16 protein-coding genes are annotated in these 24,138 nt (G+C 61.9%); 6 read left to right on the top strand and 10 right to left on the bottom strand.

Features of this window, described 5'->3' with window-relative positions; genetic code table 11:
* Positions 1–4: 4 nt before the first annotated feature.
* Positions 5–475, bottom strand: a complete 471-nt coding sequence (locus tag V8J63_RS08920; protein WP_336463908.1) for a hypothetical protein — start codon at positions 473–475, stop codon at positions 5–7.
* A 454-nt stretch (positions 476–929) separates the two neighbouring features.
* Here V8J63_RS08920 and V8J63_RS08915 point away from each other — a divergent pair, with 454 nt between their 5' ends.
* Entirely contained in the window at positions 930–1,865 is a 936-nt protein-coding gene (locus V8J63_RS08915; RefSeq protein WP_016770829.1) for a chemotaxis protein CheV, read from the top strand.
* Positions 1,866–1,952: 87 nt separating this feature from the next.
* Positions 1,953–2,759 (top strand): MOSC domain-containing protein, encoded by an 807-nt coding sequence (locus V8J63_RS08910; protein WP_336463907.1) that lies wholly within the window; start codon positions 1,953–1,955, stop codon positions 2,757–2,759.
* Between the two features lie 72 nt (positions 2,760–2,831).
* Here the strand turns inward: V8J63_RS08910 and ppnP are convergent, their stop codons facing one another.
* The 8 genes from ppnP to V8J63_RS08870 form a co-directional block, all read right to left on the bottom strand.
* Positions 2,832–3,116, bottom strand: a complete 285-nt coding sequence (gene ppnP / locus V8J63_RS08905; protein ID WP_024013687.1) for a pyrimidine/purine nucleoside phosphorylase — start codon at positions 3,114–3,116, stop codon at positions 2,832–2,834.
* A gap of 71 nt (positions 3,117–3,187) precedes the next feature.
* Positions 3,188–3,730 carry an exonuclease domain-containing protein gene (locus V8J63_RS08900; protein WP_336463906.1) on the bottom strand — a complete coding sequence of 181 codons (543 nt, stop codon included), beginning with the start codon at positions 3,728–3,730 and terminating at the stop codon, positions 3,188–3,190.
* A gap of 70 nt (positions 3,731–3,800) precedes the next feature.
* Positions 3,801–5,762 (bottom strand): acetyl/propionyl/methylcrotonyl-CoA carboxylase subunit alpha, encoded by a 1,962-nt coding sequence (locus tag V8J63_RS08895; protein ID WP_336463905.1) that lies wholly within the window; start codon positions 5,760–5,762, stop codon positions 3,801–3,803.
* A gap of 118 nt (positions 5,763–5,880) precedes the next feature.
* Positions 5,881–6,678, bottom strand: coding sequence for an enoyl-CoA hydratase/isomerase family protein (locus tag V8J63_RS08890; protein ID WP_336463904.1), 798 nt, complete (start codon positions 6,676–6,678; stop codon positions 5,881–5,883).
* Positions 6,675–7,832 (bottom strand): citronellyl-CoA dehydrogenase, encoded by a 1,158-nt coding sequence (gene atuD / locus V8J63_RS08885; RefSeq protein WP_056788533.1) that lies wholly within the window; start codon positions 7,830–7,832, stop codon positions 6,675–6,677. Before atuD ends, V8J63_RS08890 begins: the two co-directional genes overlap by 4 nt.
* A gap of 27 nt (positions 7,833–7,859) precedes the next feature.
* Positions 7,860–9,476, bottom strand: a complete 1,617-nt coding sequence (gene atuC / locus V8J63_RS08880) for an acyl-CoA carboxylase subunit beta (protein ID WP_207807725.1) — start codon at positions 9,474–9,476, stop codon at positions 7,860–7,862.
* A 3-nt stretch (positions 9,477–9,479) separates the two neighbouring features.
* Positions 9,480–10,364, bottom strand: coding sequence for an SDR family oxidoreductase (locus V8J63_RS08875; protein WP_122700113.1), 885 nt, complete (start codon positions 10,362–10,364; stop codon positions 9,480–9,482).
* A 12-nt stretch (positions 10,365–10,376) separates the two neighbouring features.
* On the bottom strand, positions 10,377–12,161 hold the full coding sequence (locus V8J63_RS08870; RefSeq protein WP_336463903.1) for an acyclic terpene utilization AtuA family protein: 1,785 nt from the start codon (positions 12,159–12,161) through the stop codon (positions 10,377–10,379).
* A 184-nt stretch (positions 12,162–12,345) separates the two neighbouring features.
* On the opposite strand from V8J63_RS08870, the gene V8J63_RS08865 reads away from it, so the two are divergent.
* The 3 genes from V8J63_RS08865 (at position 12,346) to V8J63_RS08855 (ending at position 14,958) form a co-directional block, all read left to right on the top strand.
* On the top strand, positions 12,346–12,969 hold the full coding sequence (locus tag V8J63_RS08865) for a TetR/AcrR family transcriptional regulator (protein ID WP_016770820.1): 624 nt from the start codon (positions 12,346–12,348) through the stop codon (positions 12,967–12,969).
* Between the two features lie 93 nt (positions 12,970–13,062).
* Entirely contained in the window at positions 13,063–13,860 is a 798-nt protein-coding gene (locus V8J63_RS08860) for a substrate-binding periplasmic protein (RefSeq protein WP_125926323.1), read from the top strand.
* A gap of 84 nt (positions 13,861–13,944) precedes the next feature.
* Positions 13,945–14,958 (top strand): GNAT family N-acetyltransferase, encoded by a 1,014-nt coding sequence (locus tag V8J63_RS08855; protein ID WP_130887928.1) that lies wholly within the window; start codon positions 13,945–13,947, stop codon positions 14,956–14,958.
* Positions 14,959–15,094: 136 nt separating this feature from the next.
* Here the strand turns inward: V8J63_RS08855 and V8J63_RS08850 are convergent, their stop codons facing one another.
* Entirely contained in the window at positions 15,095–15,649 is a 555-nt protein-coding gene (locus V8J63_RS08850) for an RNA polymerase factor sigma-70 (protein WP_008088195.1), read from the bottom strand.
* A gap of 370 nt (positions 15,650–16,019) precedes the next feature.
* On the opposite strand from V8J63_RS08850, the gene V8J63_RS08845 reads away from it, so the two are divergent.
* On the top strand, positions 16,020–24,138 hold an 8,119-nt coding region (locus V8J63_RS08845; RefSeq protein WP_336463902.1), incomplete at its 3' end, for a non-ribosomal peptide synthase/polyketide synthase.

Here is a 24,138-nt window from a genome sequence, read left to right as displayed (position 1 = left end):
TGGCTTAAGCCTGATGCGCGGTAAAGGGCGCAGAGAGCAAACGTTTGCTCATCATCTTCGGCTCGAACGTGTCCTGGCCCATTTGTGCCGCGAAGGCCTCAAGCAGGGCTGTCTGCTCGCTGCCATCAAGGCTCAGTTGTCCGGTTTTATGATCGACCAGCTCAAGCTGCCATGCCATCAGGGTGAAACAGTCTCGCAAGGCATCGAGGGCCTGTTCGTGCAGGTCGACGTGATCCTGGGTCAAATTCAGCAGACTGTAGATGTGCAGGGAAAACTCGGAGATTGCTTCCAGCGCCAAGGCTTCGGCGCGGCCGGCCAGCTTCAGCAGAGTGCCGAGCATGCAGTCGATGGCATCCTTGTCATTGCTGATCAGTTGCAGATGGCTCAGGCATTCTTCGGACTTGGCGAGAAGCGTTTCGGCCTCGACCAGAAATTCGGGGAAGCGTTGCGCCCAGTCTTTACGGTCGATTGGCATGTTCATCTCCACCACGTCGTGTTGGTTGACGGATGGCCGTGTGTGGCGACGATCGTGAATCGTCGGCAGATCGCGCCCGGCGGTGCAGGTGCACGGACCGAGGGGTTCCAGAGGGTGGGTTGCCACTGAATTGCGATCGCACACAATAGCCTGACTCCGTTCATGCAATGAGAATGGCGTCACAGTAATGGCTATTGGAAATGGCGAATATCAGGTTGGGCCTGATTGACCCTAGGGGAATCCCTTAGTCGCGGGAACCTAACGTGCAAACCGAGGTCGCGCCGCAATGAATCTAGCAGATGAAATCACGATTGCCAGTAAAGCATGATGTCAGTGTGACATCAATGGCCGTTTATGGCATTTTTAGCGGCGCGCTTTACAGCAATCAAGATTAGCTGAATGCAGCCGATAAACCCCCATAGTGAATTCATCAGAACAAGCCCAGGAGTCATTGATGGCCGGCATTCTCGACACGGTAGACCAACGCACGCAACTGGTGGGTGAGAATCGCCTGGAAATCCTCATGTTTCGCCTGGCCGGACGCCAGCTGTTCGCGATCAACGTGTTCAAGGTTCAGGAAGTGCTGCAACTGCCCAAGCTGACCCTGATGCCGCAGCGTCATCCTTTCGTCTGCGGCGTGGTCAATCTGCGCGGACAGACCTTGCCGGTGATCGATCTGTCCCAGGCAATCGGTATGCGCCCACTGGTGCCGGGCCCGAACAGCACGATCATCGTCACCGAATACAACCGTTCGGTGCAGGCCTTCCTCGTCGGCGGTGTCGACCGCATCGTCAACATGAACTGGGAAGCCATTCTGCCGCCGCCGACCAGTGCCGGCCGCCAGCATTATCTGACCGCGATCAGCAAGGTCGACGATCAACTGGTGGAGATCATCGACGTCGAGAAAGTCCTCGCTGAAATCGTCCCGTACAACGCCAAGGTCTCGCGCGAGAAACTCGACGATCCGGTACTGGAGCGCGCCCGTGGCCGCGAAGTGTTGTTGGTGGACGATTCCAACGTAGCGCTATCGCAATTGCGCGATACCCTCGGCCAGCTCGGGGTGAAAATGCACATTGCCAGCGACGGTCTGAAAGCCTTGAACATGCTCAAGGCCTGGGCCGATACCGGCGTGCACATGACCGACAAACTGCTGATGATCTTCACCGATGCGGAAATGCCGGAAATGGACGGCTATCGCCTGACCACGGAGATCCGCAACGACCCTCGCCTGCGTGGCCTGTACGTCGTACTGCACACCTCACTGTCCGGCAGTTTCAACGACTCGATGGTGAAGAAGGTCGGTTGCGACAACTTCCTCTCCAAATTCCAGCCGGACAAACTGGTCGACGTGGTGCGCCAGCGTCTGATGCTCGACGCCGTGCCGGCCTGACCGCACACCCATTATAGGAGTGAGCCTGGTCTTTGATTCCAGATCGAGCTCGTATAGGGTGGCGTTTTTCCTCCAAGGAAGCTGGCCATGCTGCGTCTGAGCGCGCTTTATCGTTACCCGTTGAAATCCGGCAAGGGCGAAATGCTGCAAAGCATCGAGCTGGACAAGCTCGGGCTGGCGGGCGACCGACGCTGGATGCTGGTGGACGAGGCCAGCGGGCGCTTTCTGACCCAGCGTGCCGAAGCGAAGATGAGTCAGTTGTCGGCGTTATGGAATGCCAGCGGCGGTCTGACCCTCAGCGCTCCCGAGCAGGGATCTATCGAAGTCGCGCTGCCCGCTGCCGACGCCGAGCTGCGCGGTGTGACGATCTGGCGTGACACGCTGCGGGTGCCGGACGCCGGTGATCAAGCCGCGCGGTTTGTCAGCGACTTCCTCGGCAAGCCGACACGTCTGGTGCAGATGCCGCTGGAGCGGGCACGCACCACGCAGTCGGGTTTCGGCAAGGACGACGATCAAGTGGCGTTCGCCGACGGTTATCCATTGCTGCTGATCGGCGAAGCTTCGCGGCTGGCGCTCTCGGAAACGGTAGGGCGAGAGCTGGAGATGCTGCGCTTTCGTCCGAATCTGGTCATCGAAGGCAGCGAGGCTTACGCCGAGGACAACTGGAAACGCATTCGCATCGGCGATATCGAATTCCGCGTGGTCAAGCCATGTGCGCGTTGCATCATGACCACTGTCGACCCGCAAACCGGTGAGCGCAGCGCCGACCGCGAGCCGTTCGCGACGTTACAGAAACACCGCAGCACCGCCGATGGCGCGATGTTCGGGCAGAATCTGGTCAACGACGGTAACGGTCGCCTGGAAGTCGGCATGCCGGTGGAGATTCTCGAATAGGCTGTCGCTGAAACGAAAAATGCCCGGGTCTTTTGGACGCGGGCATTTTTTTGCGCGGTGAAACCGGCGGGATCAGCCGCGGTATTCGCACAGGTAAGCGGTATCCACTTCGACTTTCAGTTGGAACTTGCTGTTGGCCGGAACGTTGAACTGGCTGCCGGCGGCGAAGGTTTCCCAGTCGCTGCTGTCTGGCAGTTTTACGCTCAGCGCGCCGGAAACCACGTGCATGATCTCGCGCTGGCTGGTGCCGAATTCGTATTCGCCCGGGGCCATGACGCCAATGGTCGCCGGACCTTCAGCGGTGCCAAAGGCGATCGACTTGACGGTGCCGTCGAAGTACTCGTTGACTTTAAACATGGGCGGATTCCTCGAAAAGGGCTTAAAAGGGGGCGGCCAGTATGCACAAGGCTTTTCGCGCCGTCACGCGTCTAAAGCGGCAGGACCAGCGGCAATAACCGTGCAGTATTGCGGGCATCTTCCAGCGCGCGATGTTGTTGGCCGTTGAACTGCATGCCCGCCAGTTGCAACGCGCCGTTGAGCCCCAGCGGTCGTTCCAGGCGCCGAGCCTTGGCGAAGCGCTGTTTGAGGTTCATGTGCGGGACTTTGCCCAGGCCGCTGTCGATGTTCAGGCGTTGCCACTCCTGCAGCAACTGCTGGCGATCATAACCGCCCCAACTGGCCCAGCCTTCCAGACGGGTTTGATGCTGCGCGAGCCAACGCTCAAAGGCCGGCCAGACCTCGCTCAGCGGTTGCGCCGAATCGATGTTGGCCTGGGTGATGTGTGTCAGCTCCCGACAGAACGGCGTCAGCAATGGCCGGCGGGTCGGTTTGACGAAGCGCTGGAAGTGATCCTGCTCGCGCCCGGCGCGGTCGACCAGGGTCGCACCGATCTCGATAATTTCCATTTCCGTGACCGGCCAGCCACCCTCGTCTGTGGTGGCTTCCAGATCTATGACCAGCCAATGGGGCATCGCAGGGTTCCTGATTTCCGCGTTCTGATTTATCAGAGCGTAGTCAAACCCCGCGCTTGTGCCCGGGCGACTACTCGACCTGCAACAGAACCTGACGATTTTTTACCTGATCGCCGACCTTCACTTGCACCCGTTTGAGCACGCCATCGATGCCGGCCTTCAACGGATGCTCCATTTTCATTGCCTCCAGTACCACCAGCAATTGACCCTTGCTGACCGTACTGCCCTCGCTGACCAGCACATCGACAATGGCACCGTCCATCGGGGCTTTCAGGGTGCCGGAGGCGACGCTGGTCTGACTGTCGATCGGCGCATGAGTTCGATCCTCCAGGCGCAGGCTGCCCGGATGGGTGAACAGCCACAGCTGCCGATCGTGCAGACGATAGGCGTGGCGCTGGCGCAGACCGTCGACTTCGATGGTGATCGATTGCGCGGCGTGCTCAATGATTTTCACCGCCACAGTGCTTTCGCCAGCCTGCACGACCAACTCGCCGGGTTTGCGCGCCAGCACCGCCAGCGTCCAGTCCTGCTCGTCACTGCCCAGTCGATAGTGCAACGGCACGCTGGCGTTGTTGCGCCAGCCGTTCAGCGGGGCGCGATGGGGCAGGGCGCTGGCCTGATAGAACAACACCACGGCAATCGCCAGTTGCGCCGTCGTCGGCACATAAGTGTTGAGGCAGGCATGGCTGGAAAAATGTTCCTGGATGAAGGCGGTGCTGAAATCGCCACTGATGAACTGCGGATGTTGCAGCAGGCCTTCGAGCAAGCGTTGGTTGCTTTGCACGCCAAGCAGCACCGTGTCCTGCACCGCCCGCAACAATTTGCGCCGCGCCTCTTCGCGGGTTGCGCCGTGGGCGATCAGTTTGCCCAGCAGCGGGTCGTAGAACGGGCTCACCGACTGGCCTTCAAGCAGACCGTGATCGATCCGCGCCCCGTGATCCGAAGCCGGTTGCCATGCGGCAATTCGGCCGGTTTGCGGGAGAAAATCCGCAGCGGGATCCTCAGCGTAGAGGCGCACTTCCATGGCGTGACCGTCGAGGCGGACCTGTTCCTGCGTCAGCGGTAACGGCTGGCCCTCGGCAACCAGCAGTTGCCACGCGACCAGATCGAGGCCGGTGATCAATTCCGTCACCGGATGCTCGACCTGCAGACGGGTGTTCATCTCCAGAAAGTAGAACTGGCCGCGTGCGTCGAGGAGGAACTCCACGGTGCCGGCGCCGACATAATCCACCGCGCGCCCGGCCTTGAGCGCCGCTTCGCCCATGGCCTGGCGCAGCTCGGCGGTCATCACCGGGCACGGCGCTTCTTCGATGACTTTCTGATGGCGGCGCTGGATCGAGCAATCGCGTTCGCCGAGATAGACCAGATGGCCGTGCTGGTCGCCGAACAATTGCACTTCGACGTGGCGCGGTTCGATCAATGCCTGTTCGAGAATCAACTCGTCGCTGCCGAAACCGTTCATTGCTTCGGACCGCGCGGTGCGCAGTTGCGCCGCCAGTTCGCTGGCCTCGTGCACCAGGCGCATGCCACGTCCACCGCCGCCGGCGCTGGCCTTGATCATCAGCGGATAGCCGATGCGCTCGGCTTCGGCCAGCAGCGTCGCGTCGTCCTGCGCTGCGCCTTGATAGCCGGCAATGCACGGCACGCCCGCGTCGAGCATGGCGATTTTCGACAGGCGTTTGCTGCCCATCAGTTCGATCGCTTCGGCGCTGGGGCCGATGAAAATCAGCCCGGCTTCGGCGCAGGCGCGAGCGAAATCGGCGTTTTCCGAGAGAAAGCCGTAGCCCGGGTGAATCGCGTCGGCGCCGCTGCGGCGGGCGGCGTCGAGGATCGCCGCAATGTTGAGGTAGGACTGCTGCACCGGCGCCGGGCCGATACGCACGGCTTGGTCGGCCATTTGTACGTGCAGCGCATCGGCGTCGGCGTCGCTGAAAACGGCGACGGTGCGATAACCCAGCGCCTGGGCCGTGCGCTGGATGCGGCAGGCGATTTCACCGCGGTTGGCGATCAGGATTTTGTGGAGGGTGGGCATGGGCTATTTCCTCAGAAGTTGCGTCGCAGGTGCTGGCCTCTTCGCGAGCAAGCTCGCTCCCACAGAGATTTGTAAGTGATCCAGATCCAATGTGGGAGCGAGCTTGCTCGCGAAGCTTTCAGATAGCCCACCGCGGTTTACGCTTTTGCATAAAGGCCAAGGTGCCTTCGATCCCTTCGTCTCCAGTCACTGCCGCGCTGAACCACTGCGCCGCGTCATCGAGCAATTCATTCGACGGCTGCCCGGCACTCGCCAACAGCAATTTCTTGGTCATCGCATTCGCTTCCGGCGCGCAGCGCAGCACCTGTTGCAAGACCTCATCCAGTCGCTCGGCCAACGCCTGCGCATCCTGTTCAACGAAATGCACCAGCCCCAATCGCTGCGCCTCGGCGCCATCGAAACGCGCCGCCGTCAGCGCCAGTCGCCGGGTTTCGGTCAAGCCGATCCGTTGCACCACAAACGGTGCGATTTGCGCCGGGATCAGGCCGAGGCTGGTTTCCGGCAAGCCGAACTGCGCCTTGTGATCGCTAATCGCAACATCGCTGACGCAAGCCAGGCCGAAGCCGCCGCCGAGCACGGCGCCTTGCAGCACGGTGATCAGCACCTGCGGCGTATGCTGGGCTTCCTCCAGTAACGCACCGAACGCCCGGTTCAACTCGCGGTAAGCGTCTGCGCCCTGCGACCGTGCGCTGGCCATGTCCTTGATGTCGCCGCCGGCACAAAAATGCCCGCCGGCACCGCTGAGCACCAAGGCCCGCACTGTGCGGTCATCGCGCACCGCCGCCAGCAGCGCGCGCAGTTCGGCGACCATTTGCAGGCTCATCGCGTTGCGGCTGTCCGGACGGTTGAGGGTGATGTGCAGCACGCCGCCATGCAGTTCCAGCAACAGCGTCTGGCAATCGGGCAGGCGGCTCATTTCTTTTTCCCCGGCAGGATGCCCATCAGTTTGCAGATGATCCCCAGCATGATTTCGTCGGCGCCGCCGCCAATCGACACCAGGCGCACATCGCGATAGGCGCGGGCCACCGGGTTGTCCCACATGAAGCCCATACCGCCCCAATATTGCAGGCAGCTGTCGCTGACTTCCCGGCCGAGACGCCCGGCCTTGAGCTTGGCCATCGACGCCAGGCGCGTGACGTCCTGGCCTTTGATGTACTGCTCGGTGGCCTGATAGACCAGCGCGCGCAGGCATTCGATTTCGGTCTGCAATTCGGCGAGGCGGAAGTGGATCACCTGGTTGTCGATCAGCGCGTTGCCGAAGGTCTTGCGCTCCTTGCAGTACTCGATGGTGCTGTCGATGCAATATTCCAGGCCCTTGATCATGTTCGCCGCGCCGAACAGGCGTTCCTCCTGGAACTGCAGCATCTGCATCATGAACCCGGCGCCTTCATGGCCGATGCGGTTGCGCTGCGGCACGCGCACGTTGTCGAAGAACACCTGCGCGGTTTCCGAGCTGCGCATGCCGAGCTTGTCCAGGTGCGAACTGAGGCTGATCCCCGGGGTGTTCATCGGCACCATGATCAGCGACTTGTTGATGTGCGGCTTGTCGTCGGAAGTGTTGGCGAGCAGGCAGATGAAATCGGCGCTCGGCGAGTTGGTGATCCACATTTTGCTGCCGTTGATCACGTAGTCATCGCCGTCCTTGCGTGCCGTGGTTTTCAGCCCGGCGACATCGGAGCCGGCGCCGACTTCGGAAACGCCAATGCAGCCGACCTGTTCGCCCGTGATGGCCGGGCGCAGGAATTCTTCGCGCAATTCATCGGAGCCGAAGCGGGCGAGGGCGGGTGTACACATGTCGGTCTGCACGCCGATCGACATCGGAATCCCGCCGCAATGAATGGTGCCGAACTCTTCAGCGGCGACGATCGAATAGCTGTAGTCGAGGCCCATGCCGCCGAATTTTTCCGGCTTGGAAATGCCCAGCAGGCCCAGCTCGCCGGCCTTGCGGAAAATCTCGTGGATCGGAAAGCGCCCGGCTTTTTCCCACTCTTCGACGTGCGGGTTGATCTCGTGCGTGACGAATTGGCGGACGGTGCGGCGCAGGGCTTCGTGTTCCGGGGTGAAGATCATTGTTGTTCTCCGTAGGATCCGTGGCGGTCAGAAGCGGCTGACGCCGAAGCTGTTGGGTTGCAGCTTGCGCGTGTCGGCTTCGTGGCAGATATCCAGCAAGTAACCGAGCAGGGTGCGGGTGTCGCGCGGGTCGATCAGGCCGTCGTCCCACAGATTGGCGCTGCCGTACAGGGCGGTGGATTGGCTGTCGAGTTTCTGCGCGGTCATCTGTTCGAGCATGTCGAGCATTTTCGGATCAGGCTCGATGCCGTCCTTGAGCTGTTTGGCCTCAGTGACGATGCGCAGAACCTTGCCGGCCTGCGCGCCGCCCATCACTGCCGTTCGGCTGTTGGGCCAGGCGAAGATGAAGCGCGGATCGAGCCCGCGCCCGCACATGGCGTAGTTGCCGGCGCCGTAGGAACCGCCGACGACGATGGTCAGTTTAGGCACCCGTGCGTTGGCCACCGCCTGGATCAGTTTCGAGCCGTGCTTGATCACGCCTTGCTGTTCCGATTCGGTGCCGACCATGAAACCCGTGGTGTTGTGGAAAAACAGCAGCGGCGTCTGGCTCTGGTCGCACAACTGGATGAACTGCGCCGCCTTGCTCGCACCTTGCGGGGTGATCGGTCCGTTGTTGCCAATGAAGCCGCAGGCGCGGCCCTGGATTTTCAATTGGCCGCAAAGGGTTTGCTGATCGAACTCGCCTTTGAATTCGAGAAAGTCCGATTCATCGGCAATCCGCGCGATGATTTCGCGCACGTCGTAGGGTTTTTTCGCATCGTCCGGGATCAGCCCGAGCAGTTCGTCGATGGGGTAAAGCGGTTCTTTGAATTGCGGCTGCGGCAGCCAGGGCAACTGCTCGTTCCAGGGCAGCATGCGCATGATGTCGCGGACCTGGCGTATGCCGTCAGCGTCGTTTTCGGCGAGATATTCGGCAGTGCCGGCGACCTGCGCGTGCATTTCGGCGCCACCGAGTTCTTCATCGGTGGCCACTTCGCCGGTCGCCGCTTTGAGCAACGGTGGGCCGGCGAGAAACAGCTTGGCCTTGCCGCGCACCACCACCACGTAATCCGACAACCCCGGTTGATAGGCGCCGCCGGCCGTGGCCGAGCCGTGCACCACGGTGATCTGCGGCAAACCCATGGCTGACATGCGCGCCTGATTGGCGAAACTGCGCGCGCCTTCGACAAAAATCTCCGCCGCGTAGTTGAGATTGGCACCGCCGCTTTCAGCGAGGGTGATCATCGGCAGTTTGTTCTCCCGCGCGATCTGTTGCAGGCGCAGGGATTTTTTCAGGCCGCTCGGCGAGATCGTGCCGCCCTTGATTGCGCTGTTGTTGGCGACCACCATCGCACGGATGCCGCAGACATAACCGATGCCGGCAATCAGCCCGCCACCGGCCGAGCTGCCGTCCTTGTCGTCATGCAATTTGTAGCCGGCGAGGCTGGCCAGTTCTAGGAACGGCGCGCCGGGGTCGAGCAGCAGGTTCAGGCGCTCGCGGGGCAACAGTTGCCCGCGTTTGCTGAATTTGTCTTTGGCTTCGGCGGCCTTGTTCAACAGGTTCTGTTCGAGCTGCTGCACCTGCTCGATGGCGGCGAGCATGGCCGCGCGGTTGCGCGCGAACGCTTCGCTGTGCGGATCGAGTTGCGACTGAATCTGCGCCATGGCTTATTCCTTGTCCTTGAGCACGTCGGGACGCAACACTTCTGGTAAATACGCGCGGTGAAAACCATTGAACGATTCGCTGTGGCTGGCTTTGTGCAGCGGCCAGGCGCGGCTGCCGAGGCTGGCGGCGCCGTCGATTTTCACCGTGGTGCCGCTGATGAATGCCGCTGCCGGGCTGAGCAGAAACACGATCGCCGCACTGACTTCCGATTCGGTGCCGATACGCTTGAGCGGCACATGCTCGCGCAGGGTCGGAATCACTGCTTTGAATGCGCCCTCGTAAGTGTCCATGCCGCTGGAGGCGATCCAGCCCGGCGCCACGGCGTTGACCCGGACCCCGGCGTAACCCCACTCGAACGCAGCAGTCTTGGTGAAGTTGTCCATGCCTGAACGCGCGGCGCCCGAGTGGCCCATGCCGGGCATGCCGCCCCACATATCGGCAAGCATGTTGACGATGCTGCCGCCGTGTTTGCTCATCGACTGGTTGAACACTTCGCGGGCCATCAGAAAGCCGCCGACCAGGTTGGTCCGCAGCACGGTTTCAAAGCCCTTCTGATTGATCGAGGCCAAGGGCGACGGGTATTGGCCGCCGGCATTGTTGACCAGACCGTGGATCGGCCCGTGTTCGGCGATCAGCTCTTTGACCAGTTGCTTGACCGCTTCTTCATCGCGGATATCGCAGGCCTTCCAGTGCGCGCGGCCGCCGTCTTCGGCGATTTCGGCGGCGACCTTTTCGAGTTTTTCCGGCTTGCGCCCGACCAGCAGCACATTGGCGCCAAGGGCCGCCAGTTCATGGGCGGTGCAGCGACCGATGCCGCTGCCGCCACCGGTGACAATCAGGTTCTGGCCGCTGAACAGATCGGCGCGAAAAATCGACGCGTAAGCCATGCACACCATCCTCTAGTCGAGCTGTTCGGCGATGCTCTGTGGCACCGGGATCTGGATTTCCAATAGTTGCTGGGCGAAGGCTTTGCCTTGCGGGTCGATGCGCAGACTGGCGACACCGCCACCGCCGAGGGCGTTTTCCAAAAGAAAGTTGAGGCTGTGGGTGCCGGGCAGATACCAGCGTTCGACACGCCCGAGAAGCGGATCGAGAACGTGGCGCATCCAGTCGACCACCACCGAGGTGGTGAGCGCCTCGGCGATCCATGGCAGGTAATCGGGATGGCGCGGCATCACGCCGATGTTGCTGTGGTTGCCCTTGTCGCCGGAGCGCGCCACCGCCAGTTTCACCAGCGGCACACTGGCATCGGCGCGGCCCTGGGGTCTGGGTGGCTGATGAGCGAGCGGCAAATCGGCGCTGTCGAGGGCCACTGGGTCGGGGAGGGCGCACGGATGGCGCTCACCGGCCATGTCAATTTGTAGTGTGCAGGCATTTTTATCTACGAGAAATGAAAACAAGCGGATGACCGGGTACACGGTCGGACGTCCGCCGACGATGCCGGTCAAACCGGGCGCCATACCGGTCGCGGCCTGGGCGATCTCTTTGGAAAACAGCACCAGCGCGCGTTTGTCAGGATGGCGTACGGCGATTTTGATCACCACTTCACGGCTGTCGCGGCGCTGGCCGTGTGGGCCGTAGGTGGCTTCGCTGCCGAGCAATTCGACATGGGTTTCGCTGTACGGCGCCCAGCCGCGCAGGCTGAACATCTCGGCGGTCTTGTCGATGATCGCCTGACTGACCCGCCGCGCCTTGTCCACCGCGTCGATGCCGGCCATCAGGCAACTGGCGGTGCAGCGAAAACCATCCGGGTACGTGGCGCTGACCTTGTATTTGTCGCTGGGCGGCAGGCCTTTGGCACCGTGCACGTGCACGACGTTTTTGCCTTGTTGCTGAAGTTTGACCTGGCTGAAATCGCAGATAACGTCGGGTAGCAGATAAGCCTGCGGATCGCCGATTTCGTAGAGCATCTGCTCGCCGACGGTCAGCGGCGTGACCAGGCCGCCGGAGCCTTCGGGTTTGCTGACGAGGAACTGGCCATCGGCGCTGACCTCGACGATCGGAAAACCGATGTGCTCGTAATCCGGCACCTCGCGCCAGTCGGTGAAATTACCGCCGCTGCACTGCGCGCCGCATTCGATGATGTGCCCGGCCAGCGCGGCCTGGGCGAGTTTGTCGTAGTCATGCCACGACCAACCGAATTTGTGAACCAGCGCCGCACTGACCACGGCGCTGTCGACCACCCGGCCGGTGATGACAATGTCGGCACCCAGGCGCAACGCTTCGACAATTCCCGGCGCGCCGAGGTAGGCGTTGGTCGACACGCACATGCGCGGAAGCGGCGCGCCGCTGAACATTTCGCGGATATCGGCGGGGTTTTTGAGCTGTCCTTGCAAGTCGTCGCCGAGCAACACGGCAATCTTCAGCTGGACCCCGGCCTGGTCGCAGGCTGCTTGCAGGGCCGCCGCGCAAGCCTGCGGATTGACCCCACCGGCATTGCTGATCACGCGGATGTTCTGTTCGGCCAGTTGCGTCAGCAGCGGCGCCAGCACTTCGATGAAGTCGCCGGCGAACCCGGCCTGCGGGTCTTTCAGGCGCGCGCCGGCCATCAGCGACATGGTGATTTCGGCCAGATAATCGAACACCAGATAATCCAGGTTTCCGCCGGAGACAAGCTGGGCGGCAGCAGTGGAAGTGTCGCCCCAAAAAGCACTGGCGCAGCCGATTCGCACGGTGGTTGGCATTTTTATCTCCGACTCAGGGACCTGCGACAGAAGTGTCTGGAGGCTACCAAGCAAGCGCTTGGTTTGTAAACAGGCGAAACATTCTTCTGCCCAAGCGCTTGCTTGGTGCCCGCGCGCGGCTTAAATTGCGCGCAACCCTGCGGTTACAGGGGGCAACACACTGATCGACTGTAGGAGAGAACGGGTGGACGAGCAAAAAGCCCTGCGGGTCATGCGCGAACTGGTCGACCAGGGCCAGTTGACCGACCCGGACAGCGCCCGTGGCAAATTGCTGCAAGTGGCGGCTCACCTGTTTCGCAACAAAGGCTACGAGCGCACCACGGTGCGCGATCTGGCCAGCGCTGTGGGCATCCAGTCGGGCAGTATTTTTCATCACTTCAAAAGCAAGGATGAAATTCTCCGCGCGGTGATGGAGGAAACCATCCGCTACAACACCGCGCTGATGCGCGCAGCCCTGGCCGAAGCCGGCGACGTGCGCGAGAAAGTGCTGGCGCTGATTCGCTGCGAATTGCAGTCGATCATGGGCGGCAGTGGCGAGGCGATGGCGGTGCTGGTGTACGAATGGCGCTCATTGTCCGAAGACGGCCAGGCTAAAGTCCTTGCTTTACGTGACGTTTATGAAGACATCTGGCTGCAGGTTCTGGGCGAGGCCAAGGACGCCGGCTATATTCGCGGCGACGTTTTTATTACCCGACGTTTCCTTACCGGCGCACTGTCCTGGACCACCACTTGGTTCCGTGCCGGCGGCAGTTTGAGCCTCGATCAGCTCGCCGATGAAGCGCTGATTCTGGTCCTCGAAGCGCGTTGAACGGTTGTCGGACCGGCCGACAAACTGGCTAAGTCGGCGAAACCGCCTAGCTTGAATGCATTGATCGCTATTTTTTTCGGGGAGTGGGGTGTTTTGAAGTCTTCGCCAATTCGGACAGCCGCCGGGCTGATGCTCGCTGCGCTGGCTGCGTTATGGGTATTGCCCGCTCAGTCAGCGCAATTGGTCCGGGTCGGCGCCGCGCATTTCCCGCCCTACACGATTCGCCCGGAAAACGGCGCCGACACCGGCCTGTTGCCGCAATTGATCGAGGCGCTGAACCGCTCGCAGAGCGACTATCAGTTCGTCCTGGTGCCGACGTCGATCCCGCGCCGTTTCGGTGATTTCAAGCAGGGCCGCATCGATATGGCGATCTTCGAGAACCCCGAGTGGGGCTGGAAGGACATTCCCCACGACGACGTCGACATGGGCCTGGAAGACGCCGAGATTTTCGTCGCGCAACGCGAGGACGGCCGCCAGCAAAACTACTTCTCGAGCCTGTCAGGCAAACGTCTGGCGCTGTTCAGCGGTTATCACTACGAATTTGCCAACTTCAACGCCGACCCGAAATACCTCGCGCACAACTACAACGCCACGCTGACCTATTCCCACGACAGCAACCTGCTGATGGTCCTGCGCGGGCGCGCCGACATTGCCCTGGTGACCCGTTCCTATCTGTTCGATTACCTGCTGCGCAACGAGAAGGTCCGCGATGAGCTGTTGGCGTCGCAGCGTACCGATCAGATCTATCACCATTACGCGATTCTGCGGCCAAGCGCTCCGATCAGCGGCGACGCCTTCGGCAATCTGTTGCAGCGTCTGCGTGACAATGGCGAATTGCTGAAGATTTTCGAGCCTTACAAGATTGCCGTGGTGCCCGTGCCGCATCACTGAAGCGCTGTTTTCGTCCCGCGCTTAAATTTCCCTTCCCGGCTCACGTCACTTCGTTGAACTGTGACGATTACGTGAGCCCGACCCATGTCCAATCTGAATGACCTGACTGCCCTGGCATTGCCCTCGGGCAGTCGCTTGATCGCTGATGCTACCGAGAGCCGCTTGAGCCTGAGCCTGGACGGGCAACCGCTGATTCGGCTGCGCCTGGACCGCGAGGCCAATGGCCCGATCCAGCTTGATGAACGTTTTGCCCTGCCGCCCGGGCAAGCCTTGTGGGCCGCCTGTTATTGGTTGTTCGCCCGTGCCCCGGCGTGCCAGCAATTGACCTGGCAACTCGATCAGCCACCGACCGAAGCCTTGCGCAGTGGTCTGCTGATCAATACCGAAGTCGCCGGTGAGTATCGCTGCGAGCGCACGCTGTTCTGGCAACTGCCGCAGCCGTGGCTGGGCACTTCACTGACCGGCAGCTATCCGCAGCAAATGGTCATCAGCCATGGCAAGCGCCATCCGCTGCGACCGGTGAAGCCGCGCGGTGAAGTCTACCGGCGTTTCGATGCGCGGCTCGGCGCGTGGATTTCCTTGCGAACGCTGGAAATCGAGGAAGATCTGTCGCGCTTCAATCGCTGGCAGAACAGCCCGCGCGTGGCGAGTTTCTGGCAGGAGGAGGGCAGCCTTGAGCAGCATCGCGACTATCTCAACAAGCTCGATGCCGATCCGCACACGCTGACGCTGATCGGCTGTTTCGATGATCAGCCGTTCGCTTATTTCGAAGCCTACTGGGCCAAGGAAGATCGCATCGCGCCGTTCTACGATGCCGGCAATTACGACCGTGGCATTCACATGCTGGTCGGCGAAGAAAGTCATCGCGGCCCGCATAAAGTGGCGAGTTGGTTATCGGCGCTGGTGCATTACCTGTTTCTCGATGATCCACGGACCCAGCGCGTGGTCGCCGAGCCACGTGCCGACAACGCGAAGATGATCGGCCATATGCACAACCAATGCTTTCACTGCGAGAAGGAATTCGATTTCCCGCACAAGCGCGCGGCGTTGATGATTCTGGGACGGGAGCGGTTTTTTGATCGGTGCCGGTTGGCCTGATGTATTCGGCCTCGGAATTTCGTTGGGTCTGAGGCCGCTTTCGCGAGCAGGCTCGCTCCCACACTGGATTTGTGTCGTTAATCAAACCCTGTGGGAGCGAGCCTGCTCGCGAATGGCTTGACGCAAAATCCGGATCCTAACGACGCCCCGCAATCACCGCATCCCGCCGACTGCCCGAGACCTTGCGGCAGTGCACCAGCGCATCACGAATCATGAAGTTGACCAGGGTGGGTGATACGCCCAGTTCCTTGGCGATGTCTTTCTGCGGCACGCCGTGCAAGCGGTACATCTCGAAGGCATAACGGGTGCGGCTGGGCAGTTCGGTCAGCGCATCGGCGATGTGTTCGAGGGTCGAGAAGTTGATGTGCGAAGTTTCCGGCGAAGCGCCCTGAATCACCACGTTCAAGCCTTCCTCTTCCGGGCCTGAGTATTTCTGTTCGAGCGCCTGCTTGCGGTAGTGATCGATGGCGAGGTTGCGCACGATCTGGAACAGGTAGCTCAGCTGAGCCTTGATCGACGACGTGATCGGCGGCGCCGATTGCAGTCGGAAAAACGCATCCTGAACCACATCTTCGGCACGAGACCTGCAACCGGTAATGCGGGCTGCAATCTTGACCAGAATCAGTCGATTGTCGACGAATGCCTGAAGTAGCGGTGAATCGCACCTGCTTGTGGATACTTGTTCCGTCATGGAAATCACCTTGCTGCCAATAGGTTAGTGGGAGGGCCTCGGGGGACGGCGCCGTCCTACACATCGAGCGACAAATTATGTTGAATGATAATGATTGTCAAATGAGAAAGAGAGGTATTGCTGTAAGGCGATGTGTTTTGCCAACTGCGACACGCCGCCGCACCCCAGCCCCGCTGGACGTCGCGCCTGCCGACTAATTATTTCCCCACTCCATCCGTTCTCATTGGTGAATGGCCCGGGTGCAGATCCCCGGCCTCAGCGCATTCCGATGCCTTGCGCGGTCGGCACAGACCGCGCCCCGCACGCCTCTCGACAGGTGTGACGCAGCCACCCGATTCCACTTGCAAGCCGAATTCAGGCAGGAAATCTCATGACCGACGCGTTCGAACTCCCCAGCACCCTGGTCCATGCCCTCAAGCGTCGCGCGGCCCTGACGCCGGACCGACTGGCGTTGCGCTTTCTCGCCGAAAACGCCGATCAGGCTGTGGTGCTCAGCTATCGCGAACTGGATCAACGCGCGCGCACCATCGCTGCTGCGTTGCAGGCTCAGGCTGGATTCGGTGAGCGTGCGGTGCTGCTGTTTCCCAGTGGCGCGGATTACGTCGCGGCTTTTTTCGGCTGCCTGTATGCCGGTGTGATTGCGGTACCGGCCTATCCGCCGGAATCCGCGCGTCGTCATCATCAGGAGCGTTTGCTGTCGATCATCGCCGACGCCGAGCCCACGCTATTGCTGACCAGCGCCGACCTGTGCGATGCCTTGCAACAAATCGACGGCGCGCCGCCGCTATTGTGTGTCGACACCCTCGACAGCGCATTGGCCGAACGCTGGATTGAACCGAGCCTGCCGCCCGAACACATCGCCTTTCTGCAATACACTTCCGGCTCCACCGCGCTGCCCAAGGGCGTGCAGGTCAGCCATGGCAATCTGGTCGCCAACGAACTGCTGATCCGTCACGGTTTCGGCATCGACGTCAACCCGGACGACGTCATCGTCAGCTGGTTGCCGCTGTATCACGACATGGGTTTGATCGGTGGTCTGCTGCAACCGATTTTCAGCGGCGTGCCGTGCATTCTGATGTCGCCGGCCTACTTCCTCGGCCGGCCGTTACGCTGGCTGGAAGCGATTGCCGAATACGGCGGCACCATCAGCGGCGGCCCGGATTTCGCCTACCGTTTGTGCAGTGAGCGGGTCAGCGAGTCGGCCCTTGAGCGCCTCGATCTGAGTCGATGGCGCGTGGCCTATTCCGGTTCCGAGCCGATCCGTCTCGATACCCTCGAGCGCTTCGCGGAAAAATTCGCTGCTTGCGGTTTCAGCGACAACAGCTTCATGGCTTCGTACGGTCTGGCCGAGGCGACCCTGTTTGTTGCCGGCACGCCGCGTGGCACCGGCATCCCGGCGCTGCGCGTGGACGATCAGGCGCTGGCGCAAAACCGCGCCGAGCCGGGCGACGGCAGCGCGATCATGAGCTGCGGCATCAGCCAGCCTGAGCACGCGGTGCTGATCGTCGAACCGAATACGCTCGAAGAACTCGCCGACAACGCCGTCGGCGAAGTCTGGGCCGCCGGCCCGAGCATCGCCCACGGTTACTGGCGCAACCCCGAAGCCAGCGCCAAGACTTTTGTTCAGCATGCCGGCCGCACCTGGTTGCGCACCGGCGACCTGGGTTTTATCCGTGACGGCAAGTTGTTTGTCACCGGGCGCCTGAAAGACATGCTCATCGTCCGTGGCCATAACCTGTATCCGCAGGACATTGAGCAGACTGTCGAGCGCGAAGTCGAAGTGGTGCGCAAGGGGCGTGTGGCGGCGTTCGCGGTCACTCACAACGGCGAAGAGGGCATCGGCATCGCTGCGGAAATCAGCCGCAGCGTGCAGAAAATCCTTGCGCCAGATGCGCTGATCAAAGCCATTCGCCAAGCCGTGGCCGAGGCGTATCAGGAGGCGCCAAGCGTGGTAGTGCTGCTCAATCCGGGCGCGTTGCCGAAAACCTCCAGCGGCAAACTGCAGCGCTCGGCGTGCCGCAACCGTCTGGCCGATGGCGGTCTCGACAGTTACGCGCTGTTCCCTCCGATCACAGCCGCAACGGAAACCGCGACCAGCAGCACTTCGGATCTTGAAGCGTTGATCGGGCAAATCTGGGCCGAGCAACTCAACGTCAAGCAGGTCAGTGGCGACGATCACTTCTTCCTGCTCGGCGGCAACTCGATCGCTGCCACGCAAGTGGTGGCGCGGGTTCGCGAAGCACTCGGTGTCGAGCTGAGCCTGCGCCTGCTGTTCGAAGCGCCAACCCTCTCCGCTTTCGCCGCCGCCGTGGCGCAGCAGCAACAGACTGGCGGCAGCGCCCAAGATGCGATCAGCACGTTGTCGCGCAGTGAGCCGATGCCGCAGTCGCTGGCACAAAACCGTCTGTGGATCACCTGGCAACTCGATCCACAGAGCAGCGCCTACAATATTCCCGGCGGCCTGCGCCTGCGTGGTGAACTCGACGAAGACGCCTTGCGCAGCAGCTTCCAGCAACTGATCGAACGCCATGAATCACTGCGCACACGTTTCTTCGAACGCGACGGTGTGGCATTGCAGCAAGTGCTCGCCGCTGCCGAATTCAACCTGCATCTGATCGACATCAGCGACCTGCCAATGGCCGAGCGTGGAGCCCGTGCCGAGCAGATTCGCGAAGACGAGGCGCGCACTCGGTTCGATCTGGAAAAAGGCCCGTTGCTGGCGGTGACACTGGTGCGTCTCGATGACGAAGAACATCAACTGCTGATGACCCTGCACCACATCATCGCCGACGGCTGGTCGCTGAATATTCTCCTCGACGAATTCTCGCGTCTCTATGCCGCCGCTACCCAAGGTGCAACGGCGACGCTGGCAGCGCTGCCGGTGCAATACGCCGACTACGGCAACTGGCAGCGGCAATGGCTGGCGCAAGGCGAGGGCGAGCGGCAACTGGCGTACTGGAAAGCGCAGTTGGGCGAAGAACATCCGCCACTGGAACTGGCCACCGATCACCCGCGCTCGGCCAGACACAACCACAGCGCCGCGCGCCACAGCGTGCGCTTGAGTAGCAAACTCAGCGAGGCGATTCGCCAGACTGCGCAGGCCCACGAAGCCACGCCGTTCATGCTTCTGCTCGCTGCCTTGCAAAGTTTGCTGCACCGCTACAGCGGTCAGCGCGACATTCGCATCGGCGTGCCCAACGCCAACCGTCCGCGCCTGGAAACCCAAAGCCTGATCGGCTTCTTCATCAATACCCAGGTGTTGCGTGCGCAAATCGATTCGCGTCTGACATTTGCCGAGCTGCTGAACCAGACCCGCCAGGCCGCGCTCGGCGCTCAGGCCAATCAGGATCTGCCCTTTGAACAACTGCTCGAAGCGTTCCCGCAGGCCCGCGAACAGGGACTGTTCCAGGTCATGTTCAACCATCAGCAGCGCGACCTCAGTGCACTCAAGCGTCTGCCCGGTCTGCTCGCCGAAGAACTGCCGTGGCACAGCCGCGAGGCCAAGTTCGATCTGCAATTGCACAGCGAAGAGGATCGCAACGGTCGTCTGAGCTTGGCGTTCGACTACGCCAGCGAACTGTTCGATGCTGCGACCATCGAGCGTCTGGCCGAGCATTTCCATAATCTGCTCAGCGAGGTCTGCGAACAGCCACAGCAGGCCATCGGCGATCTGCGCTTGCTGGCCGCCAGCGAGCAGAATCAGCAGAAGGACTGGAGCGTCGCTCCGTGCACCCCGGCGCAACAATGGCTGCCGGAACTGCTCGAGCAACAATTGCGCAACACCCCGCAACGCACCGCGCTGGTGTGGGACGGCGGTAGTCTGGATTTTGCCGAGCTGCACGCGCAAGCCAACCGGCTCGCCCATTACCTGCGCGACAAAGGCGTTGGCCCGGACGTGTGCGTGGCCATTGCCGCCGAGCGTTCGCCGCAACTGCTGATCGGTCTGCTGGCGATCATCAAGGCCGGCGGCGCCTATGTGCCGCTTGATCCGGATTATCCGGCCGAGCGTCTCGCGTACATGCTCCGCGACAGCGGCGTCGAACTGCTCTTGACCCAGACGCAATTGCTCGAGCGTCTGCCGGCCAGCGATGGCGTCAGCGTGATCGCCATGGATGCGCTGCACCTGGATAAATGGCCGAGCCAGGCACCGGGACTGCGACTGCACGGCGACAACCTCGCCTACGTGATTTACACCTCGGGTTCCACCGGGCAACCGAAAGGCGTCGGCAACACCCACGCCGCGCTGGCCGAGCGCCTGCAATGGATGCAGGACACTTACCGCCTCGACGAAACCGACGTGCTGATGCAAAAAGCGCCGATCAGTTTCGACGTCTCGGTGTGGGAATGCTTCTGGCCGCTGATCAGCGGCGCGCGTCTGCTGCTTGCCGCCCCCGGCGAGCACCGCGACCCGCATCGCATCGCGCAACGGGTCCAGCAATACGGCGTGACCACGCTGCACTTCGTCCCGCCGCTGCTGGCGCTGTTCATCGACGAGCCGCTGAGTGCCGAGTGCACCAGCCTGCGCCGGGTGTTTTCCGGCGGTGAAGCCTTGCCCGCCGAGTTGCGCAACCGTGTGCTGACGCAACTGCCGGCGGTGCAATTGCACAACCGTTATGGCCCGACTGAAACCGCGATCAATGTCACCCATTGGCACTGCACAACTGCCGATGGTGAGCGCTCGCCGATTGGCCGGCCGCTGGGCAATGTGGTCTGCCGCATTCTCGATGCCGATCTCAATCCAGTGCCAGCGGGCGTGCCGGGCGAGTTGTGCATCAGCGGCATCGGTCTGGCTCGCGGTTACCTGGGTCGTCCGGCGTTGACCGCCGAGCGTTTTGTCGTCGATCCACTGGGCGAGCAGGGCGCCCGCTTGTACCGCACCGGCGACCGTGCGCGCTGGTCCTCGGATGGCTTGATCGAATACCTCGGTCGCCTCGATCAGCAGGTCAAGCTGCGCGGCTTTCGCGTGGAACCGGAAGAAATCCAGGCGCGACTGCTGGCGCAAAATGGCGTGGCCCAGGCCGTGGTGCTGGTGCGCGAAACCGCTGCCGGCGCGCAACTGATCGGCTACTTCACGGCGAGCGATGCGCAGGAAAATGCCGACCAACAAATCGCTCGACTGAACAACGCCTTGGTCGCTGAGCTGCCGGAATACATGGTCCCGGCGCAACTTTTGCGCGTTGATGCGATGCCGTTGAGTCCCAGCGGCAAACTCGACCGCCGCGCCTTGCCCGAGCCGCAATGGCAGGTGCGTGAACACGTCGAGCCGGTCAGCGATCTGGAGCAACAGCTCGCCGCGATCTGGCGCGAAGTGCTGGGTCTGAAGCAGATCGGCCTGCGCGATGATTTCTTCGCCCTCGGCGGTCATTCGCTACTGGCCACGCAAATCATTTCGCGCACACGTCAGGCCTGTGACGTCGAACTGCCGCTGCGCACCTTGTTCGAGCACAGCGAACTGGGCGATTACGCCGAACAGATTCGCCTGATCCAGGCCAGCGGCCGCACCAATCAACAGTTGCCGATTGCAAAAATCGACCGCAGCCAAGCGGTGCCGCTGTCCTATTCGCAGCAGCGCATGTGGTTCCTCTGGCAGATGGAACCGGACAGCCCGGCTTACAACGTCGGCGGCATGGCGCGCTTGCGCGGCGTGCTGCATGTCGAGCATTTCGAGGCGGCGTTGCAGGCGCTGATCCTGCGCCACGAAACCCTGCGCACCACATTCCCAAGTGTCGATGGCGTCGCCCGCCAACAGGTGCATGCCGAGACCGGCGTGCGCATGGGCTGGAAGGATTTCTCCAGCCTGCCGGCAGAAGTCCGGGAGCTACAAGTCCAGCAACTGGCTGATGCAGAAGCGCACCAGCCGTTCGATCTGGAAACCGGCCCGTTGCTGCGTGCCTGCCTGGTCAAGACTGCCGAGCACGAGCATTACTTCGTTCTGACCCTGCACCACATCGTCACCGAAGGCTGGGCGATGGACATCTTTGCCCGTGAACTCAGCGCGCTGTATGAAGCGTTCGTCGATGAGCGCGCCTCGCCGCTCGAGCCGCTGCCGGTGCAATACCTCGACTACAGCGTCTGGCAGCGTCAGTGGCTGGAGTCCGGCGAGCGCCAGCGCCAGCTCGATTACTGGACCGCGCAGCTCGGTCGCGAACATCCGCTGCTGGAACTGCCCGGCGACCGTCCGCGTCCACCGGTACAGAGCCATCAGGGCGAGCTGTTCCGTTTCGATCTGAGCGACGATCTCGCTGCGCGGGTGCGGGCGTTCAATGCGCAAAACGGTCTGACCCTGTTCATGACCATGACCGCCGCGCTCGCCACATTGCTCTACCGCTATAGTGGCCAGACCGACCTGCGCATCGGCGCGCCGGTGGCCAACCGTATCCGCCCGGAGAGTGAAGGGCTGATCGGGGCGTTTCTCAACACCCAGGTGCTGCGTTGCCAGCTCGACGGGCAGATGTCGGTCGGCGAACTGTTCGAGCAGGTGCGCCACACCGTGATCGAAGGCCAGTCCCATCAGGATCTGCCGTTCGATCATCTGGTCGAAGCCTTGCAGCCGCCACGCAGCGCGGCTTACAACCCGCTGTTCCAGGTGATGTGCAACGTGCAGCGCTGGGAATTCCAGCAGAGCCGCACCCTCGCTGGTATGACCGTCGAGTACCTGGCCAACGATGCGCGGGCGACCAAGTTCGACCTCAATCTGGAAGTCACCGATCTCGACCATCGCCTCGGCTGCTGCCTGACTTACAGCACCGACCTGTTCAACGAACCGACCATCGAACGCATGGCCAGGCATTGGCGCAACCTGCTTGAAGCGTTGATCGCTGATCCGCAGCAACGTCTCAGCGAACTGCCGTTGCTCGATAAGTCTGAGCAACAGCAGCTGCTCGACAGCCTTGGCGTCGAGCCGGGCGAACATCGTCTCGACCAGTGCATCCATCATCTGTTTGCCGAACAGGCACTGGCGCGCAAAGACGCGCCGGCGCTGACCTTCGCCGGGCAGACCCTGAGCTACGCCGAACTCGATGCCCGGGCCAATCGTCTGGCCTGGGCGCTGCGTGAGCGTGGGGTCGGCCCGCAGGTGCGGGTCGGTCTGGCGCTGGAGCGTTCGCTGGAAATGGTCATCGGCCTGCTGGCGATTCTCAAGGCTGGCGGCGCCTTTGTGCCGCTGGATCCGGAGTACCCGCTGGATCGTCTGCATTACATGATCGAAGACAGCCACATCGGTTTGCTGCTCAGCGATCGGGCGATGTTTCAGGCCTTGGGTGACTTGCCGTCAGACGTGGCGCGCTGGTGTCTGGAAGATGACAGCCCGGGATTGGCCGACTACCCGGCCAGCGAGTTGCCGTTTATCAGCCTGCCGCAACATCAGGCCTACCTGATTTATACCTCTGGCTCGACCGGCAAGCCGAAAGGCGTGGTGGTCTCCCACGGTGAAATTGCCATGCACTGCCGGGCCGTGATCGAACGCTTCGGCATGCGCCCGGACGACTGTGAACTGCATTTCTATTCGATCAATTTCGACGCTGCCACCGAACGTCTACTGGTGCCGCTGCTCAGCGGTGCGCAGGTGGTGTTGCGAGCGCAGGGCCAGTGGGACGCGGAAGAAATCTGCGGCTTGATTCGTGCGCATCGAATCAACGTCCTCGGGTTTACGCCGAGCTACGGCAGCCAGTTGGCGCAGTTCCTTGCCACGCAGAATGAAGTCCTCCCGGTGCGGATGATCATCACCGGCGGCGAAGCGCTGACTGGCGAGCATCTACAGCGCATCCGCGCGGCGTTCCAGCCAGCGCAGTTCTTCAACGCCTATGGCCCGACTGAAACCGTGGTCATGCCGCTGGCCAGTCTGGCGCCGCAGGTACTGGAAGAGGGCGCCGGCAGTGTGCCGATCGGTAGCGTGATCGGGTCGCGGGTCGCCTACATTCTCGACGCCGATCTGGCCTTGGTGCCGCAAGGCGCGACCGGTGAATTGTTTGTCGGCGGCGCCGGTCTGGCGCAGGCCTATCACGACCGTCCGGGCATCAGCGCCGAGCGTTTTGTCGCTGACCCGTTTGCCGCTGATGGTGGGCGCATGTATCGCACCGGCGACCTGGTGCGCCAGCGTGCCGATGGTCTGGTCGAGTATCTGGGGCGGATCGACCATCAAGTGAAAATCCGTGGTTTCCGCATCGAACTGGGCGAAATCGAAACGCGCCTGCTCGATCACCCTTCGATCCGCGAAGCGGTGGTGCTGGCGCTGGATGCGCCGAGTGGCAAGCAGTTGGTGGGTTATCTCGTTACCGATGTCGCCGGGCAAGGCGAAGCGCAACAGGCTGAACTGCGCGAAGCGCTCAAGTCGCACCTCAAGGCGCAACTGCCGGACTACATGGTGCCGACCCAGCTGATGCTGCTGGCAAGCATGCCGCTGACCGCCAACGGCAAACTCGACCGCCGCGCCTTGCCAGCGCCCGATCCCGAGTTGAATCGTCAGGACTATGTCGCGCCAAGCAATGAGC

The organism is Pseudomonas sp. CCNWLW23 (assembly GCF_037095675.1).
GTDB lineage: Bacteria > Pseudomonadota > Gammaproteobacteria > Pseudomonadales > Pseudomonadaceae > Aquipseudomonas > Aquipseudomonas atacamensis.
This window is presented reverse-complemented; position numbering and strand designations above follow the sequence as displayed.